This window comes from Photobacterium japonica (genome assembly GCF_050337005.1).
Taxonomy (GTDB): domain Bacteria; phylum Pseudomonadota; class Gammaproteobacteria; order Enterobacterales; family Vibrionaceae; genus Photobacterium; species Photobacterium japonica.
The window spans coordinates 95040-115242 of sequence record NZ_JAKJSN010000014.1 but is presented as its reverse complement, the minus strand read 5'-3'; the positions used below and the strand labels follow the sequence as shown (position 1 = coordinate 115242).

The following is a 20203-nucleotide window of genomic DNA, read 5'->3' as shown; positions in this document are numbered from 1 at the left end:
CAATCAGTGACCGACAGCTTGTGAACTGGCTTCCACAACGGTTTTCGCCGCTTCTAGCCAACCCATGTCGTAGAACCACTGTGTCATCGGCACAAGGGTAAATTCGATACACGCTAGACCGACCAGTGACAGCACGATGGTGTATGGCAGTGCCATGTAAACCATGCGGCCGTAAGACAAGCGGATAAGCGGTGCCAGCGCTGACGTTAGGGCAAACAAGAATGCCGCCTGACCGTTTGGTGTTGCAACAGATGGCAGGTTCGTACCAGTGTTGATCGCAACAGCTAGCATGTCGAACTGCTCACGCGTGATCATGCCGCTAGTCAATGCTGCTTTCACTTCGTTGATGTAGACCGTGCCCACGAACACGTTGTCCGATACCATTGATAGCAAGCCGTTCGCCAAGTAGAACATGGTCATCTGGGCGTTACCTTCCAGCTGCAACACCATCTGAATAACAGGGGTGAACAGTTTCTGGTCAATAATCACGGCAACGATAGAGAAGAATACGGCCAATAGCGCAGTAAACGGCAGGGCTTCTTCAAACGCTTTACCTAGGGCATGTTCTTCGGTGATACCGGTGAACGAGGTCGCAAAGATAATCACGGTTAGGCCGATCAAACCCACTGCTGCAAGGTGCATAGCCAGCGCGACAATCAGCCATACCGCAATGATAGACTGGATGATCAGCTTGGCGTAATCCAAGTTAGTACGCGTTTTGCTTTCTTCTTTATCGAAAGCAACCAGAATGTGACGTACGTTTTCTGGTAATTCTGTACCGTAACCGCAGATCTTGAATTTCTCAACCAGCATACAGGTTGCGATACCACACAAGAACACAGGGAAGGTTACTGGTGCCATACGGATGATGAATTCAGCGAACTGCCAACCGGCACGGTCTGCGATGATCAAGTTTTGTGGCTCACCGACCATGGTCATTACACCACCTAGCGCAGTACCCACACCCGCATGCATGAGCAGGCTACGTAGGAATGCACGGTAGTTTTCAAGGTCGTCACGGCTCACTTCTTGGATGTCGCCATCTGACGTGTGGTCGTGTGCGGCATGCGGCTCTTGGCCTGATGCTACTTTGTGGTAGATGCTGTAGAAGCCAACCGTTACGCTGATCACAACCGCGATAACGGTTAATGCATCAAGGAAGGCTGACAGGAAGGCCGCCATCACACAGAATGCCAGTGACAGCAGGACTTTTGAACGAATGCCGATCAAGATCTTGGTAAAGATGAAGAGCAGAAGCTGCTTCATGAAGTAAATACCAGCGACCATGAAGATCAATAGCAAAAGCACTTCAATGTTTGCGACAATTTCGTGTTTGACCATATCGGGGCTGGTCATGCCAATGGCGACCGCCTCAATGGCTAATAAACCACCTGGTTGCAATGGGTAGCACTTTAGTGCCATTGCCAATGTGAAGATGAATTCAATCACCAGTAGCCAGCCTGCTACAAACGGATCGACCAAGAAGAATACGATGGGGTTAATGATCAGAAAGGCGATGATCGCGACTTTATACCAATCAGGCGCTTTGCCCAAAAAGTTTTTAATAAAGGCGTTCCCTAGCGAAATTGCCATGTGTTTGAGTCTCTTAAATACGCAATGGATAGATAGGGCTGAGCGCAGTATTGCCTTGTCTTCAAAGAGCAAGGTAACCATTTTGTTATTATTCTGGTTAAATGTTCTTAGAGACTCTTTAAGCTAAACACCCTGCGGTGCAATGGCATTTAACTTAAAGTAGGCAGCAGCATCCTTTCAGCTCCCAATGATAAAACGTGCTAACTCTACCTTGAGATCGAGATCAGTCAAGTGCTTAGCGATGAACTTATTTAAGATTGTTAAACTTCATCAAAAAATACGGGCTACATACAAGATTTCAGGCAGGTTTTGAAATATATGCTTACACATTTCAAATTACGTTGAGCTTTATCAAACTTGTGTTTCGATCACCGTGAATAGGCAATACGCCTATTGTTGGCCAACGGTATGCATATGAATGGACGTCAGTTTACTGTCAGACCTGCGGCATCTTTTGGCATTTGGGTAGGCAATCGGTGAACACTGGTGGTATGATGAGTTAATAAAAATAGAGCAAGAAGCAACTGGAAAATTAATCAGATGGTAATAAAGGCGGATAGCCCAGCAACATTTGCTGAGAAATACATCATTGAGAGTATCTGGAATAATCACTTCCCGCAGGGCTCAATCCTTCCCGCAGAACGAGAGTTGTCTGAACTTATTGGGGTAACACGTACAACGCTTCGTGAAGTGTTGCAACGTTTGGCGCGTGACGGTTGGTTAACCATTCAACACGGTAAACCGACCCGTGTAAATAATTACATGGACACGTCAGGATTAAGCATTCTTGATACACTGATTACCTTAGATGGACAGGATGTTCAGGGCGTATTGGAGGATTTGCTTTCAGCACGTACCGATATTAGTTGCGTCTATATGCGTTATGCCGTGAAAGGCAATGCAGACGAGTCAGCGGCATTGATCGATCAAGTGATCGAATCGTGTGAGCGACTGATTGCGGCAGAGAGCTTTGCTGACTTCATTGAAAACAGTGAAGACAAAGTGGTACTGACGCAAGAAGTGAAGAAAATCGTCGATAAGTATGGCAAAGAAGATCCTGAGCTGTGTGAAGCGATCTGCCGTGCACGTGCGTTTAACTACTATGACTACCGTATGTTCCAAGGTATGGCGACGAAATCGGGTAACACGTTGTACGTGTTGACCATTAACGGTTTGCGTAAGATCTATACCCGTGTCGGTGGTTATTACTTTATGTCAAAAGAAGCATGCCAGTTGGCATTGGACTTCTACCGCGACATGAAGCAGTTCTGTGGCAACCATCAGCCTGAGCTTGTTGCTGACCGTATCCGCAAATACGGCCGCGAGAGTGGGTCTATTTGGTACGCCAACCGCATTGAGATTGCACGCTATTTGTTTGAAGAAGAACAATAAGCGCGATTGATTACTGCGAACAAAAAAAAGAGATGCTAAGGCATCTCTTTTTTATTATGAAGGTATGCAGTATTAAGTCACCGTTATTTTTGCGGTTGTCTAAATATCCGTGTTGTACTGGGTACGTGAAGGGCAAGTCGCTAAGATTTGCGATCGTCCATCGGCGAGTTCTTCTTCCATCGTCACTTCAAACCCCCACAAGCGGTGTAAGTGCTTCAAGACTTCTTGATGCCCGTCTGCCAGTGGTACCCGATTGTGCGGTACATAGCGCAGGGTCAGTGAGCGATCCCCTTTTAATGCGACATTCCACACTTGGATATTCGGTTCGTTGTTGCTCAGGTTGTATTGTGATGACAGTTTTTCACGAATCGCTCGATACCCTTCTTCATTGTGAATGGCACTGACTTCCACATAGTTGTGTCGGTCATCGTCGTTCACCGCAAACAGCTTGAAGTCCCGGATCACTTTCGGCGACAGGAATTGGCTGATAAAGCTTTCATCCTTAAAGTTCTCCATGGCAAAGTGCAAGGTATCTAGCCAGTTTGTCCCCGCAATATCAGGGAACCAATGTTTGTCTTCCTCAGTGGGGGATTCACAGATCCGACGGATATCCTGAAACATCGCAAACCCTAGGGCATACGGGTTGATCCCGCTGTAATAGGGGCTGTTATATTCAGGCTGTGCCACCACGTTGGTGTGACTGTGGAGAAACTCCATAATGAAACGCTCACTCACCAAGCCGTCATCATAGAGGTGGTTCAAAATCGTGTAATGCCAGTAGGTCGCCCAACCTTCATTCATGACTTGCGTTTGTTTTTGCGGGTAAAAATATTGGCTGACCTTACGGACAATGCGCACAATTTCCCGTTGCCAAGGTTCAAGCAGTGGGGCATGTTTCTCGATGAAATAGAGAATGTTTTCCTGTGGCTCAGCCGGATAGCGCACTTCTTCTGCCACGGTTTCTTTCTCCTGCTGGACAGGAATGGTTCGCCACAGAGAATTGACTTGAGTTTGCAGGTAATCTTCGCGCGCTTTTTGCCGCGCTTTCTCTTCTACCATCGAGATTTTTTGTGGTCGCTTGTAACGGTCTACCCCGTAGTTCATCAAGGCGTGACAGGAATCGAGCAGTTTCTCAACATCATTGACGCCATATTTCTCTTCGCATTCCGTGATGTATTTACGGGCAAAGAGTAGGTAGTCGACAATGGAGCTGGCATCCGTCCAGGTCTTGAATAAGTAATTGCTTTTAAAAAACGAATTATGGCCGTAGCAGGCATGGGCCATGACCAATGCCTGCATGGTAATGGTGTTCTCTTCCATGAGGTAAGCAATACAAGGATCGGAGTTAATGACGATCTCATACGCTAGCCCCATTTGGCCGTGTTTATAACCGCGTTCAGTTTCAATGAAGCGTTTACCGAACGACCAATGATGGTAGTTGATCGGCATCCCAATGCTGGAATAAGCATCCATCATTTGTTCTGCCGTGATCACTTCAATCTGATTGGGGTAGGTGTCGAGCCGGTAATGGCTGGCGACACGCTTAATTTCTTGGTGATACTGTTCCAATAGATCGAATGTCCAATCAGGACCATCATTGAGTGTTTTTGTTTTAATGCTTGTCTCCATAGCACACTCCCCCTAAAGCGTCTTAACTGACTTGCTTCTTAAATAGCTCCCGGAATACAGGGAAAATGTCTTCCACGCTCCTTATGTTTTGCATCGCAAAATTGTGGTGACTTGCTTGGAGTGCTTCATATTCCCGCCATAAGGTTTGGTGTGCCCGTCGCGTGATCTCAATATATGAGTAGTAGCGGGTGACGGGGAGAATTTGCTTGTTGAGCAATTCTCGGCACCCCGGTGAATCATCCGCCCAGTTATCCCCATCAGACGCTTGGGCTGCATAGATATTCCATTCCGCTGGCGAGTAACGTTTCTTCACGATTTCATCCATTAATCGCAAGGCACTGGAGACAATGGTGCCCCCTGTTTCTTGCGAATAGAAGAACTCGTGTTCATCCACTTCTTTCGCTTGGGTATGGTGGCGGATAAACACCACGTCCACGTTTTTGTAGGTACGGTTGAGGAACAGGTACAGCAAAATATAGAAACGCTTTGCGATATCTTTGGTGGCCTGATCCATCGAACCGGACACATCCATCAAGCAGAACATCACGGCTTGGCTGGTGGGCAGTGGGCGGCGTTCATAGTTTTTGTAGCGTAAATCAAACGTGTCGATAAACGGCACACGGTTTATCTTTTCGCGTAAAGACAGGATCTCTGTTTTCACACGTTCTTCTTCAAACGGCTGTGCGGGCTCTGTATTCATCAGCCTATCAAGGGCTGCTTCGAGCTCTCTGAGGTTACGACGTTTTGCGGCGGTCATGGCCGTGCGTCGTGCCAGCGAATTTTGCAATGATTTCACAATGGCAATATTGGCCGGTACACCGGATGACTTGTAGCCTGAACGGAAGGTTTTCCATTCGATAATTTTATTTAACTGATTTTTCTCGAGATTCGGCAACTCCAGATCTTCAAATAGCAGATCGAGGTATTCATCTTTCGAGATTTGGAACACGAATTCGTCTTGACCTTCACCATCTTGGCTGGCCTGTCCTTCGCCCGCGCCACCTTGCCCGCCCCCTCCTTGGGGGCGTTCAATACGGTCACCGGGTGAGAACTGGTCATTGCCCGGGTGGACAACTTCACGTTGTCCACCACGGCCTTGGTGAAAGCTTGGCTCACGAATATCACGCGAAGGGATTGTAATGTCTTCGCCGCTATCCACATCAGTGATCGAACGCTTATTTACCGCATCAGCAATAGACTCTTTAATTTGCTGTTTATGTCGGCGTAAAAAGCGCTGGCGATTCACCGTGCTTTTATTTTTACCGTTGAGCCTGCGGTCTATAAAATGCGCCATAAGCTCTCCCCTTATTCATTCCATCCAATGGGTTATGAAGACTTACGTACGCGGAGGTACCACTCAGACAACAAGCGAACCTGCTTACGGGTATAGCCTTTCTCCATCATACGTGCCACGAAATCATCGTGTTTCTTCTGCTCGTCGGTGGAGGTTTTGGCATTGAATGAAATCACGGGAAGCAGCTCTTCCGTGTTGGAGAACATTTTCTTCTCAATCACGGTGCGCAGTTTCTCGTAGCTCGTCCAGTTCGGGTTTTTCCCCGCGTTACTGGCGCGGGCACGCAGTACGAAGTTGACGATTTCATTTCGGAAATCCTTCGGATTGCTGATCCCTGCAGGCTTCTCAATTTTCTCGAGTTCATTGTTCAGTGCCGCACGGTCAAACAGCTGCCCAGTTTCTGGATCGCGGTACTCTTGGTCTTGAATCCAGAAGTCGGCATAGCTGACGTAGCGGTCAAAGATATTCTGGCCGTACTCAGAGTAAGACTCGAGATAGGCGGTTTGAATTTCTTTGCCGATGAATTCGACGTATTTAGGTGTGATGTACCCTTTGAGGTGTTCGAGGTATTTCTCAGCAATCTCTTGCGGGAACTGCTCGCGTTCAATTTGTTGTTCTAACACGTAGAACAGATGAACCGGGTTTGCTGCCACTTCGGAGTGATCGAAGTTGAACACACGAGACAGGATCTTAAACGCAAATCGGGTAGAAAGGCCGGACATCCCCTCATCGACACCGGCATAGTCACGGTATTCTTGGTATGACTTGGCTTTAGGGTCGGTGTCTTTCAGGGTTTCACCGTCATACACACGCACTTTCGAGTAAATGCTAGAGTTTTCAGGCTCTTTTAAGCGTGATAGCACGGTGAATCGCGCTAAAATTTCGAGTGTACTTGGTGAGCACGGTGCGGCAGACAGTTCACTGTTTTGCAGCAGTTTCTCGTAAATTCTCATCTCTTCCGAGACGCGTAAACAGTAAGGGACTTTTACGATATAAACACGATCGAGGAAGGCCTCATTGTTCTTGTTATTACGGAACGTTTGCCATTCTGATTCGTTTGAGTGCGCGAGAATGATCCCGTCAAACGGCAGGGCAGAGAGCCCCTCGGTCCCGTTGTAGTTGCCTTCCTGTGTCGCGGTGAGCAACGGGTGCAACACTTTCAACGGCGCCTTAAACATTTCGACGAATTCCATCAAGCCTTGGTTGGCCTTACAGAGTGCGCCGGAATAGCTGTACGCATCCGGATCGTCTTGTGAGAAGTGTTCAAGCTGACGAATGTCGACTTTACCCACAAGCGAAGAAATATCCTGGTTGTTTTCATCACCCGGTTCGGTTTTGGCGATACCCACTTGGTCGAGAATCGATGGGCGCACTTTTACGACTTTGAATTGGGTGATGTCGCCACCAAATTCATGCAGACGTTTTGCAGCCCAAGGTGACATGATGTTGTTGAGGTAACGCTCAGGAATGCCGTACTCGCTGTTGAGCAAGCCTCCGTCTTCGTTCTTATCAAACAAGCAGAAAGGGTGATCGTTGACCGGACTGCGCTCCCCGTTGGCGGTTAGCACATATACAGGTACTTTTTGCATCAAACTTTTGAGCTTTTCGGCTAATGAGGACTTACCGCCACCCACGGGCCCTAACAGGTAGAGGATCTGCTTACGTTCTTCCAGGCCTTGCGCAGCATGCTTGAGGTAAGACACGATTTGCTCGATCGCTTCCTCCATGCCGTAGAAATCTTCAAATGTTTTGTAACGCGAGATCACGCGGTTAGAGAATAGTCGGCTCATGCGTGGGTCTTGCGCGGTGTCGATCATTTCTGGTTCGCCAATGGCCATGAGTAAACGCTCTGCTGCGTTTACATAGGCGCTGCGATCGTTACGACAGATATCAAGGAATTCTTGCAATGAAAGTTCTTCATCCTTGGCTTCTTCATAGCGCTGACGATAGTGGTCAAAAATACTCATGGTATGCCCCCTGAATCGTTCTTCAATCAATTAGAAAGGACGAAAACGAAATACTTTCACATCCCTCACTAACTAAGCCTAGACCTAACTGATTAAATTGCGTCACTGAGTTGTTGGTTTATAAACCAAAATTTCCATTTTACATTTCATCGCAAAGAGGAATTCCCTTTGCGCATAACCTCACTATCCTCCTATAAACCACGTACTGCAAGGGAATATGTTTGAAAATGGTTAACGAATTGATGCGTTTGTGATGTGGCGATGGCGGATTTTATTTTTAGGTGGATTGTTGTGAGTTTTATTTTTTATATGGTTATATCGTCTGAAAATAAGGGCTTTTAGCCATGGAATAGTGATAAAGGCAGGTCGAATACAAGGGTTTTACGGTTTTTTGCGAAAACAGATGCTTTCGGCAGCGACTCTTGCAAAAAAAACGAGAGTGGGCGGATTTTGGTCTACGGCTTGGTACAAAGGGGGACTGTTTTATGATTGCGACAAGGTGTTTTTTTGCGAGCGAAATCAAAAACTCTAGATTAAGCTAAAAATGTGCGCATAGTTGGGGAGAGCTTGATTGATGAGTATTTCACGTGTTGATACCGTTTCAATTCCGGTTTCTGATCAGGGGCAAGCATTGACATTTTATCGTGATGCCTTGGGGTTTGAGCTGATACGTGATCATTTGGCAGATAACCATAAGCGGTGGATTCAGTTAGCGCCGAAAGGGGCGGAAACCACGATCAGCTTAGTGATGCCATTTGGCGGAATGGAAGCCGGCTCGGTACAGGGGTTGGTTGTACAAACAGATGATATCCATACCACGCATGGCGAGTTGTCTCGTCGAGGGGTGCCGTTATCCGAAATCGTGACCATTATTGGTGGGCGTTTTGCGACATTTGCCGATCCGGATGGGAATGGTTGGGTGTTGATTGAAGCACATTCGCAGATGCTGGCTTAAGGTCATTTTAATCGTAGTGTTAATCATTATTTGGTGTAAGCAGGGGAGTGGCCGATGGCTGCTCCCCTGTTTGCATTAGCCCGTGACGGTTAGCGGCTAATGGCCACGGTGGTTACCAATGCGTGTGATTCACCCGGCTCAAGGGTGACGGCGCTGTCACCGTGGATGGTGGATTCTACACACACCATGGTTTCAAAACTGTTGTCTGCCATGTCAGCCATGCTAACAGACAGCGCTTGCCATGGGTTCCAAATTACCGCGGCAGTATGGCCTTCGTTGGTGATATGCAGTTGGCGTGGGCTGCCGTCTGCCACAGTAATGGTGCGAGCAGGTTGCGTGTACACTCGGTCAACTTCACCATGGAATCTCAGGCTGTCACCCCCCGTACAAGTTTTGCCTGCTTGGGTGCTATCCAAGTAGGTATCACCCATACCATTGATAGCGACGTGGTGAATATCATCAATGGCAAAGTAGGTGTGCAGCGCACCGGAATACTGCCAAGGTTGCGTGTCAGTATTGGTCGATGTCAGTGTCACTTTTAATGAGTGACCGATTTCAAATGTCAGTACGTTACGGAACTTGTGGGGCCAAATCGCGTGGGTAGCTTCGCTGTCTTCAAGTTCGAGCGCAACAATCACGCCATTTTCGTTCTCACGATGTTCTAGCAACGTCCATTCACTGGTACGTGCAAAGCCGTGTGAAGGGGTACCTGCCTTGCCGAACCATGGCCAACAGATCGGGATGCCGCCGCGAATCGCTTTTGTCGGATCAAAATCTGCATTTTCACTGAGCCAAATGACATCTTCGTCCCCGGCCGGTTTGAAGCAGACTAAATGGCCGCCGTGCAACGTAATGCCAGCTTCAGCCGTGTCGTGAAGGACACGTACCATTTTCAAACCTTGGTATTCGCAGACAGTGACAGCATCTGATAACACGGCAATCGTTGGTAAGTCTTGAAGTTTCATCGAACAATCCTTTCATTGGGCAATGTGTCAATCGCTGAAATAGAGCGCTATTTGTGGCATATTTCATGGATTGAAACACTTATTTTTGTTTAAAAATTAAAGGAAAATAATAAAAGTTATTTGTTAAATTTGTGACTGCTTTTGTGAGCTAGATCACCTTTGTGGCGTAATGGATGGGGGTTATGGAATGACAGATACAAAAAAGGCGACACCGTAGCGTCGCCTTATTTCTTGCTAAAAGCTTACATTACTTAGAAATGTGAGCGATTAGGTCAAGAACTTTGTTTGAGTAACCGATTTCGTTGTCGTACCAAGATACAACTTTAACGAATTTGTCAGTTAGAGCAACACCCGCTTTAGCATCGAATACTGAAGTCTGAGTTTCGCCAATGAAGTCCTGAGATACAACTTGGTCTTCAGTGTAACCTAGTACGCCCTTAAGCTCGCCTTCTGATGCTTCTTTCATAGCAGCACAGATTGCTTCGTAAGTTGCAGCAGTTTTTAGGTTAACAGTTAGGTCAACAACAGAAACGTTTGCAGTTGGTACGCGGAAAGCCATACCCGTTAGAAGGCCGTTTAGTTCTGGAAGAACAACGCCTACTGCTTTAGCAGCACCAGTTGAAGATGGGATGATGTTCTGAGAAGCACCACGACCACCACGCCAGTCTTTAGCAGAAGGACCATCAACAGTTTTCTGAGTTGCAGTCGTTGCGTGAACTGTCGTCATAAGACCAGATTCGATACCGAACTTGTCGTTAAGAACTTTAGCTACTGGAGCTAGACAGTTAGTTGTGCAAGATGCGTTAGAAACGATGTCTTGGCCAGCGTAAGAAGCGTGGTTAACGCCCATTACGAACATTGGAGTAGCGTCTTTAGAAGGGCCAGTTAGAACCACTTTCTTTGCGCCAGCAGTGATGTGCTTACGAGCAGTCGCGTCGTCTAGGAATAGACCAGTTGCTTCAGCAACAACGTCAACACCGATTGCATCCCACTTAAGATCTTCTGGGTTACGCTCAGCTGTTACGCGAACAGTTTTACCGTTAACTACTAGGTTTCCGTCTACAACTTCAACAGTACCGTTGAAACGGCCGTGAGTTGAGTCGTACTTAAGCATGTATGCCATGTATTCAACGTCGATAAGGTCGTTGATACCAACAACTTCGATGTCGTTACGCTCTACAGAAGCACGGAAAACAAAACGTCCAATACGGCCAAAACCGTTAATACCTACTTTGATAGTCATTACAGTTGCTCCACAACTTAATTTCTAATGAAAGATAACTGGTAGTAAAATTACAGAATCTAACGTGACGCTGCAAGCTAAAAACGTACTTAAATTGCTTGAGGTCAAAAAAAAGTTCGGATTCTTTTTACATTCCCACTACAACGCTGCAAAAATGAACAGCAATTGTATGAATATCCACCATTACCGTTATTAACTTTTAATATCAACACTCACCACATCGAAATATGCTTAAATGGGCAGTGAAGATGTAAAATCCTTTCGGCAGAAAGTATGTGCCACGGCGTACCCTGTTGGCAACACCTTTTCGGCGATGGCGAGAGGAAGACGGATAGTAAGGATAACGTATGTCAAATAAATTAGATGCTTATTGGCGTGAGAAGCTCTCTCCTGAACAATATCGCGTGTGTCGCGAACAAGGGACGGAGGCGCCATTTTCCGGTACGTTGCTACATAACAGGGAAACGGGGATGTATACCTGCACCTGTTGTGATGCGCCGTTGTTCCATTCAGAGCATAAATTCGATTCGGGTTGCGGTTGGCCGAGCTTTGATGCGCCAGTCAACAAAGAGGCGATCCGTTTCTTGGAAGATGTCAGTCACGGCATGCGGCGCGTTGAGATCCGTTGTGCTCAGTGTGACAGCCACCTCGGGCACGTGTTTCCGGATGGTCCGCCGACCACTGGCGAGCGTTACTGCGTTAACTCCGTGTCGCTGATTTTCCAGTCACCGTCAGATCCTGTGTCTGAATCCGACGAGCATTGAGGCCGCGCCGTGACCATCCTGTTCTTTTATCCTGCGTAGGCCATATGCTGTTAGGCGTAGGTTGCCTGAATCACTGACGGCGTCAGTTGCTTATGGTATTGGTTGCTTATGGCGTCAGCTGCGCGGGATCAAACTCACCCTGCCGGATCATTTCTGCAATGCGTATCGCTTGTGCGGTGAGTGCGGCCCGTTGCGCTTCGTCCATGGGGTAAAGGAACGCCAATTTTTCTTGGCTCGCAATTGGCATGTTGAGCGCAATCCCTGTCATTGACCAAAGATAGGCATGGTGTGGACTACCTTGTTGATGAGACAGGGTCGCCAGCGTTTGAATAATTTCGGGCTTCACGGTCTGGTTGGCGTCATAGAGCGACAGCGCCCGCAGCAGTAACGTCTGGGTCTTCGTGCGATCTTTGGCGATATAAAACGTCGCGAGTGCCAATTGTAAGTCTGGCGTCTCTAAAGCGGGTGTCCCTTCAAGGCGCAGAAATTGACGCAGGGCATCTTGATCGCCTTGGCTCCATCGGTAGTAAATGATCTCAGGATCGGTGGATGTCGCCAGTTCATCATTCAAGCGTTTTATCGATGTATAGGTATTGAGTAGCGCCCGGTTTCGGTGGGTTTTGCGCTCTTTGAGTTCGGTGGGTTCAATACGCGCAGCATATTCCAAGCAGTGCTGATACACCGATGTGAACTTCAGTTCTTTGAATTTTTCTTGATCGGTCGGTGTTTGCATCACGTCATAACGTTGCCAGATCACGTTTGCCCGCTGTATACGGCACTGTCCGTCATTAAGGTTGGTGTCGGCGCACAGTTCGGGGTAGGCCTCACACAGTTGATCCGTGGTGCGGTGGCGTTCAAAGCAACCTGTCAGCGGCACAAGGCTCACCAGCAGTACCGTGGTTTGGATAAGGCGACGTAATACTCGAGTCATAACAGCCATGTTCTCACGCGGGATGAATAAACAGTCAAGGACAGGGTGTGATCCCCTAAGCATTTTATCGACGTATTCTTAGCGACCTTTAGCTGAAACTGTTATTACTGCGTGAGTGATAGCAATAAAACGCGATCGTCGCCAAGGGCGGCCCCGTGCATTATGAGGAAATAACATGGATGTAGAAACGCTGCTTAAAGCAATGACCCCAGATGTGTATACGCGACTGTGTACGGCGGTAGAGATCGGCAAGTGGCCGGATGGTACCCCCCTGACAGGCGAACAACGTGATGCAACGCTGCAAGCGGTGATGTTATATCAATCACGCCATAACCAAGAGGCGGCCCATATGTCTGTCGCTCAGGGGGGCGATATGGTGTTTAAATCCAAGGCCGAGTTGACGCGGGAATTTGTGCCGACAGACGATCATGATGATGCGCTCACTATAGCGCCCACCATTGCACGCTTTAAGGGTGACAGTTTTTAAGCGCTGTCCGTCAAAAAACGTGATGGCTGGCAATGGGCACGTTAGCCATGATGTGCCCTGTGCCTCTATGTGGATCCCCAATTCTGTCTTTTAGCGAGTCACCGTTCCCACAATGATTGGCTCGCAGTAGAAACTGGCGAGTTCATGATCTTCTTCGCTGATCATATTTGCGACCCATGGCTCTTGCTCAATGGTGCCAAGATAATGGTTGAGGCGTGGGTAATGAGTAAAGCGCAAACCGGCCATCCAACCACTGCGTAAGACACTCCATAGGCTGATCTCTGCCATGGAAAAGTGGTTCCCCACAAAGCCTTTCTCCGGCATTTGTTCTTCTAAATACGTCAGTGCCAGCGGTAAATGGTGTTCAATGCATTGTTCGATCGCATCGTGATCGACATCTTTGTTGAGCATTTTGGCGCGTAATATTTTCTGATAAAACAACACCCCACCCACCAATGATGTGAGTCGTGTATCGGCATACACTTCTAACCAGCGGATCTGTGCCCGTTCACGTGCTGTGCCGGGGTAGAGGGGCGGTACCGGGTATTGGTCATCGAGATAATGTGCGATCACCGTGGAGTCGATGATGGTTAACCCGTCGTGTTCCAGAATCGGCACCTTGCCCATCGGATGGCGTTTTTGTGCGAGTTCTTTTTCCATGTAAGGGTTCAGCGGTTGCAGCTCATACGTGATGCCCTTGTACGCAAGAGCGAGCATGATTTTCCTGACAAACGGTGAGATAGAGGCGCCATGGAGGATCATAATCAGTGCTTGGCCTTCACGATATTAGAATAGTGAAAGTGTAGCTGAGTTGGCCGTGATGGGGGGAGGTACGGGCGTGAAGCATTGCATCGTGGATAAAAAAACGGGCGTCGCGAAGACACCCGTAAGATGGACAAGCACCGTGATGACTTAGTGTGTCAATTCACCGCGCAGGTCTTGTTGCATCAAACTGCGTACCGATTCAATCGGTAGATCTTGGCTCAGCAAGTAATGCAGTTTTGCCAATGCTGCTTCAGGCGTCATGTCGTAACCGCTCAAGACGCCGGCATCTGCCAGTGCACATCCTGTCGCGTAACCGCCCATGTTCACTTTACCGGATAGGCACTGTGTCAGGTTCATCACGATCACGCCTCGGCTTGTCGCTTCCGTCAATTGAGCGAGTAACTCGGGGTTTTGTGGTGCGTTACCGACGCCAAAGGTCAGCAGGATCATCGCATTCACAGGCTGACGCAACGTATTGCGGATCACTTCCGGTGATATGCCCGGGTACATGGTGATCACGCCAATCGGTTGTGGGGTGATGTTGTGTACACGGAAAGGACCGTCTGGTTTTTTATCCAATTCAACATTGTTCAGTTGGATGTTGATCCCCGCTTCAAGTAGTGGGGGTAGATTCGGTGAAATAAAGGCACCAAACCCGTCTGCATGTGCTTTGGTACTGCGGTTGCCACGGATCAATTTATTGTTGAAAAAGACCGTGACTTCATTGATCGGGTAGTTCGCCGCAATGTGCAATGCATTGAGCAAGTTACTTTGCCCATCAGAACGCAGTTCTGCCAGTGGGATCTGTGAGCCTGTCACAATCACTGGCTTGTCGAGGTTTTCAAACATGAAAGACAACGCCGACGCGGTATACGCCATGGTATCCGTACCATGCAAAATCACAAAACCGTCGTAGTCGTCGTAGTTCGCTTTAATATCATCAGCAATGCGCTGCCAATCCGTTGGCGTCATATCCGACGAATCGATCAGAGGCTCGTATTCGTGGGTTGTGAACGTAGGCATCTCTGCTCGATGGAATTCTGGCATGCTTTCCAGTTGCTTTTCCATGAAGCCAGCAACCGGGATATACCCATGGTCTGATTTCTGCATACCAATGGTGCCGCCTGTATAGGCGATGTAAATGTTTTTTCTTTCCATATCTAAGGCACAGAATTATCGGATGGTGGCCCGCATTATACGGTGAACAGCGCGTAAAAAAAGCCCGGCAACGCCGGGCTGATCTCACTTTTCAATATTGAGGCAGTTTATACAGAACGCATATTGCCCTTTTGGATCGTTGAAGTTACCAAGGGTGGTGAGGTCTGTTACAACCTGTTGGGAGACCGGTTGCAGTGCCGTTGGCACGCTGCCCCACATGGCTTCCGTTACCCACAATTTGGCTTGTCCCGAAATGTCTTTCATGAACAATTCAAACGGTGTTAGCGGTTGCGCCATCCACTCAAGTTGGTAGTTATCACCGATATTGGCCAGTTCAACGGCGCTGGCGACAGCGTCATCAAAGTCACCCAGAGCATCCACCAAGCCCAGTTTTAGGGCATCTTGTCCGGTCCATACGCGGCCTTGTGCTACCTTATCGGTTTGCGCCAAGGTCATATCACGGCTTTGACTAACCAAGTTGATAAAACGCTGGTAGCCATTTTCGATGCTGATCTGGAACAGTTCGGCCACGCCTTCTGGCAATTCACGGGTCACGCCCACGCCAGCGAACGGGGTCGTGCCCACGCCATCGCTGTACACGCCCATTTTTTCCAAGCCTTTTTCAAAGGTGGTCATGATGGCGAAAATACCGATAGAGCCAGTGATCGTGGTCGGTTGTGCCATGATCTTATCCGCACTGGCGGCAATCCAGTAACCGCCAGATGCTGCCACGCTCGACATCGAGACAACCACAGGTTTCCCCGCTTCTTTGAGTGCCACGACTTCATTGCGGATCACTTCTGAGGCAAAGGCACTGCCGCCCGGGCTGTCCACGCGCAGTACCACTGCTTTTACGCTGTCGTCATAACGGGCATTACGCAGCAATGCCGCGGTGGTATCGCCACCGACATTGCCTTGCTTTTGCGGACCATCCATGATGGCGCCACTGGCCACAACCACTGCGATATGCTGGATTTCTGCTTCTGGATCAAGTGCATCACCGTCTTGCGACGTCATTGGATCGTTCAGCGTTGGCTGGTAGTCGTAGTAACTGATCTGATTAAAGCTGTGTTCGTTATTGTCACCGAACAAGTCGATCAGACGCTGACGCAATGCCGGGCGGCTGAGCAGTTCATCAACCATGCCCTGGCTAAGATTGAGTTGCGCCCAATCGCCATCCACGGCTTTAAATTGTTCGATGAGTTGATCCAGCTCTGGCGTCATGACAGATGTCTCGATCTGGCGATTGTTGGCCACATCGCTGGTGTACGCGTCCCACAGTTGGTTCAGCCACACACCGTTGGCTTCACGCGCGGCGTCTGACATGCCGTCTAAGGTGTACGGTTCAACAAATGACTTGTACGTACCCACGCGGAAGACATGGGTATTGACGTTCAGCTTTTCGAGCAACGTCTTGTAGTACAAACTGTAGGTGCCATAACCCTGCAGCATCACGCCACCGTCGGGTGCCATGAAAACGGTATCGGCATAGCTTGAAAGGTAGTACTGGCTTTGCTTGTAGTGTTCACCAATAGCGACAACCGGCTTGCCGGTTTGCTTGAATTCCTCAATGGCTTTGGCGATATAGCGCATTTTGGTCAGGCTGGTTTCCTGCATGTTTTTCAGGTTCAGTACCAGACCGGTAATGCGGTCATCGGTCGCTGCTGTACGCAGGGTTTCAACGACGTCAAACAACACGGTTTCTTGCACTGGTGGCTGACCGAGCGCATTGCCTGCGAGGGTATCAAACGTATTCACGGGCGAACGTTGTTCGACAATCGGCCCGGCAATGTCGAGGACAAGCGCCGCTTTCTCTGGGAGTTCAGGCTCTTTCGAGCTTTCATTGAAGATGAATAGCCATGCACCAATGACGACGAAAAAGAGCAAGTTTGTGAGGACTTGGCGAAGGATATTGATGCCTTTACCTATCCAACCAAACAGTTTTCCTATTCCTCTGAAGATCACTTTCATTGAAATTCCTAATTATTATGAGTCCCTAAGCATATTGGGGATGCTTGGATATCTATCCTAACCGAGTAGACAAGCAATTTCAGTAAGAATTCCCTGTAGGGTAAGCGGTTAGCATGAAATCTGGCCGTAAAGTGTCATGCTGTCTTCTCGGCGTGTGATGCATGAGATGAAAATGTGGCGTTACTGATATGTAAACAAATTTTTGATAAAAGTATCACTCCTTCGTATACTGGTCAGACCATATCATAAAAGGTGTGACCGCCATGGATGAGCAAGCTTACCCGCATTTATTAGCGCCGTTGTCCTTAGGGTTCACGCAATTGCGTAACCGTGTCCTCATGGGGTCAATGCATACGGGATTGGAAGAATCGCGAGATGGCTTTCGTAAATTGGCGGCTTTCTATGCCGAGCGCGCACGCGGTGGTGTCGGCCTGATTGTCACCGGAGGCTTCTCGCCCAATCTGCGTGGCCGTTTACATCCGTTGAGTGCCGAGTTCAGCTCAGCCCGCGCTGCGCGTGCCCACCGTGTGATCACTGATGCCGTTCATCATGAAGGCGGCAAAATTGCCCTTCAGCTACTGCATGCCGGGCGCTACGCCTTGCACCCGTTTGCGGTGAGTGCGTCGGCGATCCAATCCCCGATATCCAAATTTACCCCCTGTGAAATGCCCCCCCGGCAGATCCGTAAAACCATTGATGATTTTGCCCGCAGTGCTGAATTGGCCAGAGAGGCTGGTTATGACGGCATCGAACTGATGGGCTCAGAAGGTTACCTCATTAACCAGTTCATTTGTCAGCGGACGAATCACCGGTATGACGAATGGGGGGGCAGTTATGAGAACCGTATCCGTTTCCCGCTTGAACTCGTGAAAGCGGTCAGGGCGCGGGTCGGGCGGGACTTTATCGTGATTTTCCGTTTGTCGATGCTCGATTTAGTCGAGCAAGGCAGTACCCATGACGAAGTGCTGTACTTGGCCAAACAGTTAGAGCAAGTGGGCGTCACCTTATTAAATACCGGCATTGGCTGGCATGAAGCGCGGATCCCGACCATTTCGACGCAAGTGCCCCGTGCGGCTTTTGCCTGGGTGACAGCACAACTTAAGCATGCGGTGTCTATCCCATTGATCACCTGTAACCGTATCAACACCCCACAGGTGGCTGAAGACATTTTGGCGGGGGGGCAAGCGGACATGGTGTCGATGGCGCGGCCGTTTTTGGCTGATCCGTATTTTGTGCACAAGGCCAGCGAGAACCGCGCGGCAGATATCAATACCTGTATTGGTTGTAATCAGGCCTGTTTGGATCATGTGTTTGTCGGCCAGCGTGCGACGTGCTTAGTGAACCCGCAAGCCTGTTATGAGACCGAGTTGCAACTGACACCGGTTGCGACCTCGCGCACCATCGCCGTGGTGGGCGGCGGTCCGGCAGGTATGGCGACGGCGGTGGCGGCGGCAGAGCGGGGCTTTACCGTCACCTTATTTGAGAAAAATGTGGAGCTGGGCGGGCAATTTAACCTCGCGATGCAAATTCCGGGGAAAGAAGAATTCAAAGAAACCATTCGTTATTTTACCCGTCGCCTAGAACAAACGGGCGTGACGGTGCGGCTTGAACACGCGGCCGATGCCGATACGTTATCTGGCTTTGATGAGGTGGTGGTGGCCACTGGCGTACAACCGCGTATGCCGGCGATTTCTGGGATTGAACATCCTAAAGTAGTGGATTACCAAACGGTGATCCGTGAACGGCGGGTATTGGGGGCGAACGTGGCAGTGATTGGCGCCGGCGGGATTGGGGTGGATGTGGCCACTATGCTGACGGAACCTACGGAGCAGCGTTTGGATGATTGGCTCAAAGAGTGGGGCATTGATAAAACGGTGGAACACGCAGGCGGCTTGTACCCGTTTGCTTCGTACGTCAGCCCGCGTCAGGTCTGGTTACTGCAACGTAAATCTGGACGAGTAGGCAAAGGGCCGGGGAAAACCACCGGTTGGATCCATCGAAAAGTGCTGGAAAAACGCGGGGTCGAGCTACTGGGTGGGGTGCATTATGACCACATTGACGACCAAGGGCTGCACATTACAGTAGAAGGACAACAACGTGTGCTGGCGGTGGACAATATCGTGATTTGTGCTGGACAGACCTCAGTGGATACCTTGTCGGCCACGTTGCGTGCGAAGCAGGTGAACGTGCATGTGATTGGCGGTGCCGAGGTTGCCGGAGAGGTGGATGCTAAGCGCGTGATCCGCCAAGGGGTGGAATTGGCGGCCAAGTTGTAACGGCCAAGCTACGGTCAAGCGATAACCGTCACGATTCAGAGGGCGGTGATATGAGAGGAGTATATACCCATTTTATATGAAGGGTTTTATGGCGAGCAGGGTGTGATAGGGTAGATCCTACAACGTGTCACCGTTATTGATGACAGAAAAGCGTGTGATAGCCTCTGTTGTGAAGAGTGTCATAAAGAGTGTCATAAAACGTGTAATAGTGAGGGATTATGGATGCACTGGCTTTATTGTTGAACCGTCGGTCGTTACCGAAGATGACCGCTCCCGCACCGGATGGCGAGGCGCTGGAAATGATTTTCCGCGCCGGTTTGCGCGCGCCCGACCATGCCGGATTGACGCCGTGGCGGTTTATTGTGTCGCAGGGGGAAGGCTTGCACACCTTGTCGGGTATATTGGCCGCAGCGGCGCAAGCGGAGGGAGCAGATGCCGCCACGGTTGAGCAAGTCAGCAAAGCCCCGTTCCGTGCGCCCATGGTGATCACCGTGGTGGCCAAGGTGACCGAGCATGAAAAGGTGCCGGTCATTGAACAATATTTATCGGCGGGGTGCGCGGCCCAAGCCATGCAAATGGCCGCCGTTGCACAGGGTTTTGCCGCCTTCTGGCGCACCGGGAAATGGGCCTATCATGAGGCCGTGCGTGAGGCACTGGGCGTCACGGGTGACGATATGATTGTCGGCTTTTTGTATGTGGGTACGGCTGGCTGTCGTGACGTGAAAGCCCCCGTACGGGATTTAGCACAATTTGTTGAATATCTTTCCTGAGGGATTTATTTGCCAACAAATCCGCTTGATGTGGCGCAAAGGG

The 20203-nt window shown here is 49.3% G+C and carries 16 protein-coding genes; 6 read left to right on the top strand and 10 right to left on the bottom strand.

What is annotated here, in order from left to right:
• Nucleotides 1-3 precede the first annotated feature (3 nt).
• Complete coding sequence (gene nhaB / locus L4C36_RS06185) at nt 4-1593, bottom strand: Na(+)/H(+) antiporter NhaB (protein WP_428476918.1); 1590 nt, start codon at nt 1591-1593, stop codon at nt 4-6.
• A 540-nt stretch (nt 1594-2133) separates the two neighbouring features.
• Here nhaB and fadR point away from each other — a divergent pair.
• Nucleotides 2134-2985, top strand: a complete 852-nt coding sequence (fadR, locus tag L4C36_RS06180) for a fatty acid metabolism transcriptional regulator FadR (RefSeq protein WP_428476917.1) — start codon at nt 2134-2136, stop codon at nt 2983-2985.
• A 99-nt stretch (nt 2986-3084) separates the two neighbouring features.
• On the opposite strand, the gene L4C36_RS06175 is transcribed toward fadR, so the two are convergent.
• The 3 genes from L4C36_RS06175 to L4C36_RS06165 are packed head-to-tail and all read right to left on the bottom strand — an operon-like array spanning nt 3085 to nt 7875.
• The gene (locus L4C36_RS06175) at nt 3085-4614 is read right to left on the bottom strand and encodes a SpoVR family protein (protein WP_428476916.1); all 1530 of its coding nucleotides are present in this window, start codon (nt 4612-4614) and stop codon (nt 3085-3087) included.
• A 22-nt stretch (nt 4615-4636) separates the two neighbouring features.
• Nucleotides 4637-5908 carry a YeaH/YhbH family protein gene (locus L4C36_RS06170; RefSeq protein WP_428476915.1) on the bottom strand — a complete coding sequence of 424 codons (1272 nt, stop codon included), beginning with the start codon at nt 5906-5908 and terminating at the stop codon, nt 4637-4639.
• A gap of 32 nt (nt 5909-5940) precedes the next feature.
• Nucleotides 5941-7875, bottom strand: coding sequence for a PrkA family serine protein kinase (locus L4C36_RS06165; protein ID WP_428476914.1), 1935 nt, complete (start codon nt 7873-7875; stop codon nt 5941-5943).
• Between the two features lie 574 nt (nt 7876-8449).
• Here L4C36_RS06165 and L4C36_RS06160 point away from each other — a divergent pair.
• Nucleotides 8450-8830, top strand: a complete 381-nt coding sequence (locus L4C36_RS06160) for a VOC family protein (protein WP_428476913.1) — start codon at nt 8450-8452, stop codon at nt 8828-8830.
• A gap of 89 nt (nt 8831-8919) precedes the next feature.
• Here L4C36_RS06160 and L4C36_RS06155 read toward each other — a convergent pair whose 3' ends face one another.
• Together L4C36_RS06155 and gap are read right to left on the bottom strand one after the other, a co-directional pair.
• Nucleotides 8920-9795 carry a D-hexose-6-phosphate mutarotase gene (locus L4C36_RS06155; RefSeq protein ID WP_428476912.1) on the bottom strand — a complete coding sequence of 292 codons (876 nt, stop codon included), beginning with the start codon at nt 9793-9795 and terminating at the stop codon, nt 8920-8922.
• Between the two features lie 247 nt (nt 9796-10042).
• Nucleotides 10043-11038, bottom strand: a complete 996-nt coding sequence (gene gap, locus L4C36_RS06150; protein WP_428476911.1) for a type I glyceraldehyde-3-phosphate dehydrogenase — start codon at nt 11036-11038, stop codon at nt 10043-10045.
• Nucleotides 11039-11385: 347 nt separating this feature from the next.
• Here gap and msrB point away from each other — a divergent pair, with 347 nt between their 5' ends.
• On the top strand, nt 11386-11802 hold the full coding sequence (msrB, locus tag L4C36_RS06145; RefSeq protein ID WP_428476910.1) for a peptide-methionine (R)-S-oxide reductase MsrB: 417 nt from the start codon (nt 11386-11388) through the stop codon (nt 11800-11802).
• Between the two features lie 106 nt (nt 11803-11908).
• Here msrB and L4C36_RS06140 read toward each other — a convergent pair whose 3' ends face one another.
• Nucleotides 11909-12733, bottom strand: coding sequence for a DUF2989 domain-containing protein (locus L4C36_RS06140; RefSeq protein ID WP_428476909.1), 825 nt, complete (start codon nt 12731-12733; stop codon nt 11909-11911).
• Between the two features lie 175 nt (nt 12734-12908).
• Between L4C36_RS06140 and L4C36_RS06135 the strand changes: the two genes are divergently transcribed.
• Entirely contained in the window at nt 12909-13220 is a 312-nt protein-coding gene (locus tag L4C36_RS06135) for a YeaC family protein (RefSeq protein WP_428476908.1), read from the top strand.
• Nucleotides 13221-13310: 90 nt separating this feature from the next.
• On the opposite strand, the gene L4C36_RS06130 is transcribed toward L4C36_RS06135, so the two are convergent.
• From L4C36_RS06130 to sppA, 3 genes are all read right to left on the bottom strand, one after another.
• Entirely contained in the window at nt 13311-13982 is a 672-nt protein-coding gene (locus L4C36_RS06130) for a glutathione S-transferase family protein (protein ID WP_428476907.1), read from the bottom strand.
• Nucleotides 13983-14132: 150 nt separating this feature from the next.
• Nucleotides 14133-15143: an asparaginase gene (ansA, locus tag L4C36_RS06125; protein WP_428476906.1), complete on the bottom strand. Its 1011-nt coding sequence runs from the start codon at nt 15141-15143 to the stop codon at nt 14133-14135.
• Between the two features lie 84 nt (nt 15144-15227).
• The gene (sppA, locus tag L4C36_RS06120) at nt 15228-17114 is read right to left on the bottom strand and encodes a signal peptide peptidase SppA (protein ID WP_428476905.1); all 1887 of its coding nucleotides are present in this window, start codon (nt 17112-17114) and stop codon (nt 15228-15230) included.
• A 263-nt stretch (nt 17115-17377) separates the two neighbouring features.
• Here sppA and L4C36_RS06115 point away from each other — a divergent pair, with 263 nt between their 5' ends.
• Together L4C36_RS06115 and L4C36_RS06110 are read left to right on the top strand one after the other, a co-directional pair.
• Nucleotides 17378-19390, top strand: a complete 2013-nt coding sequence (locus L4C36_RS06115; RefSeq protein WP_428476904.1) for an oxidoreductase — start codon at nt 17378-17380, stop codon at nt 19388-19390.
• A gap of 218 nt (nt 19391-19608) precedes the next feature.
• Nucleotides 19609-20160: an NAD(P)H nitroreductase gene (locus L4C36_RS06110; protein ID WP_428476903.1), complete on the top strand. Its 552-nt coding sequence runs from the start codon at nt 19609-19611 to the stop codon at nt 20158-20160.
• Nucleotides 20161-20203: the final 43 nt, after the last annotated feature.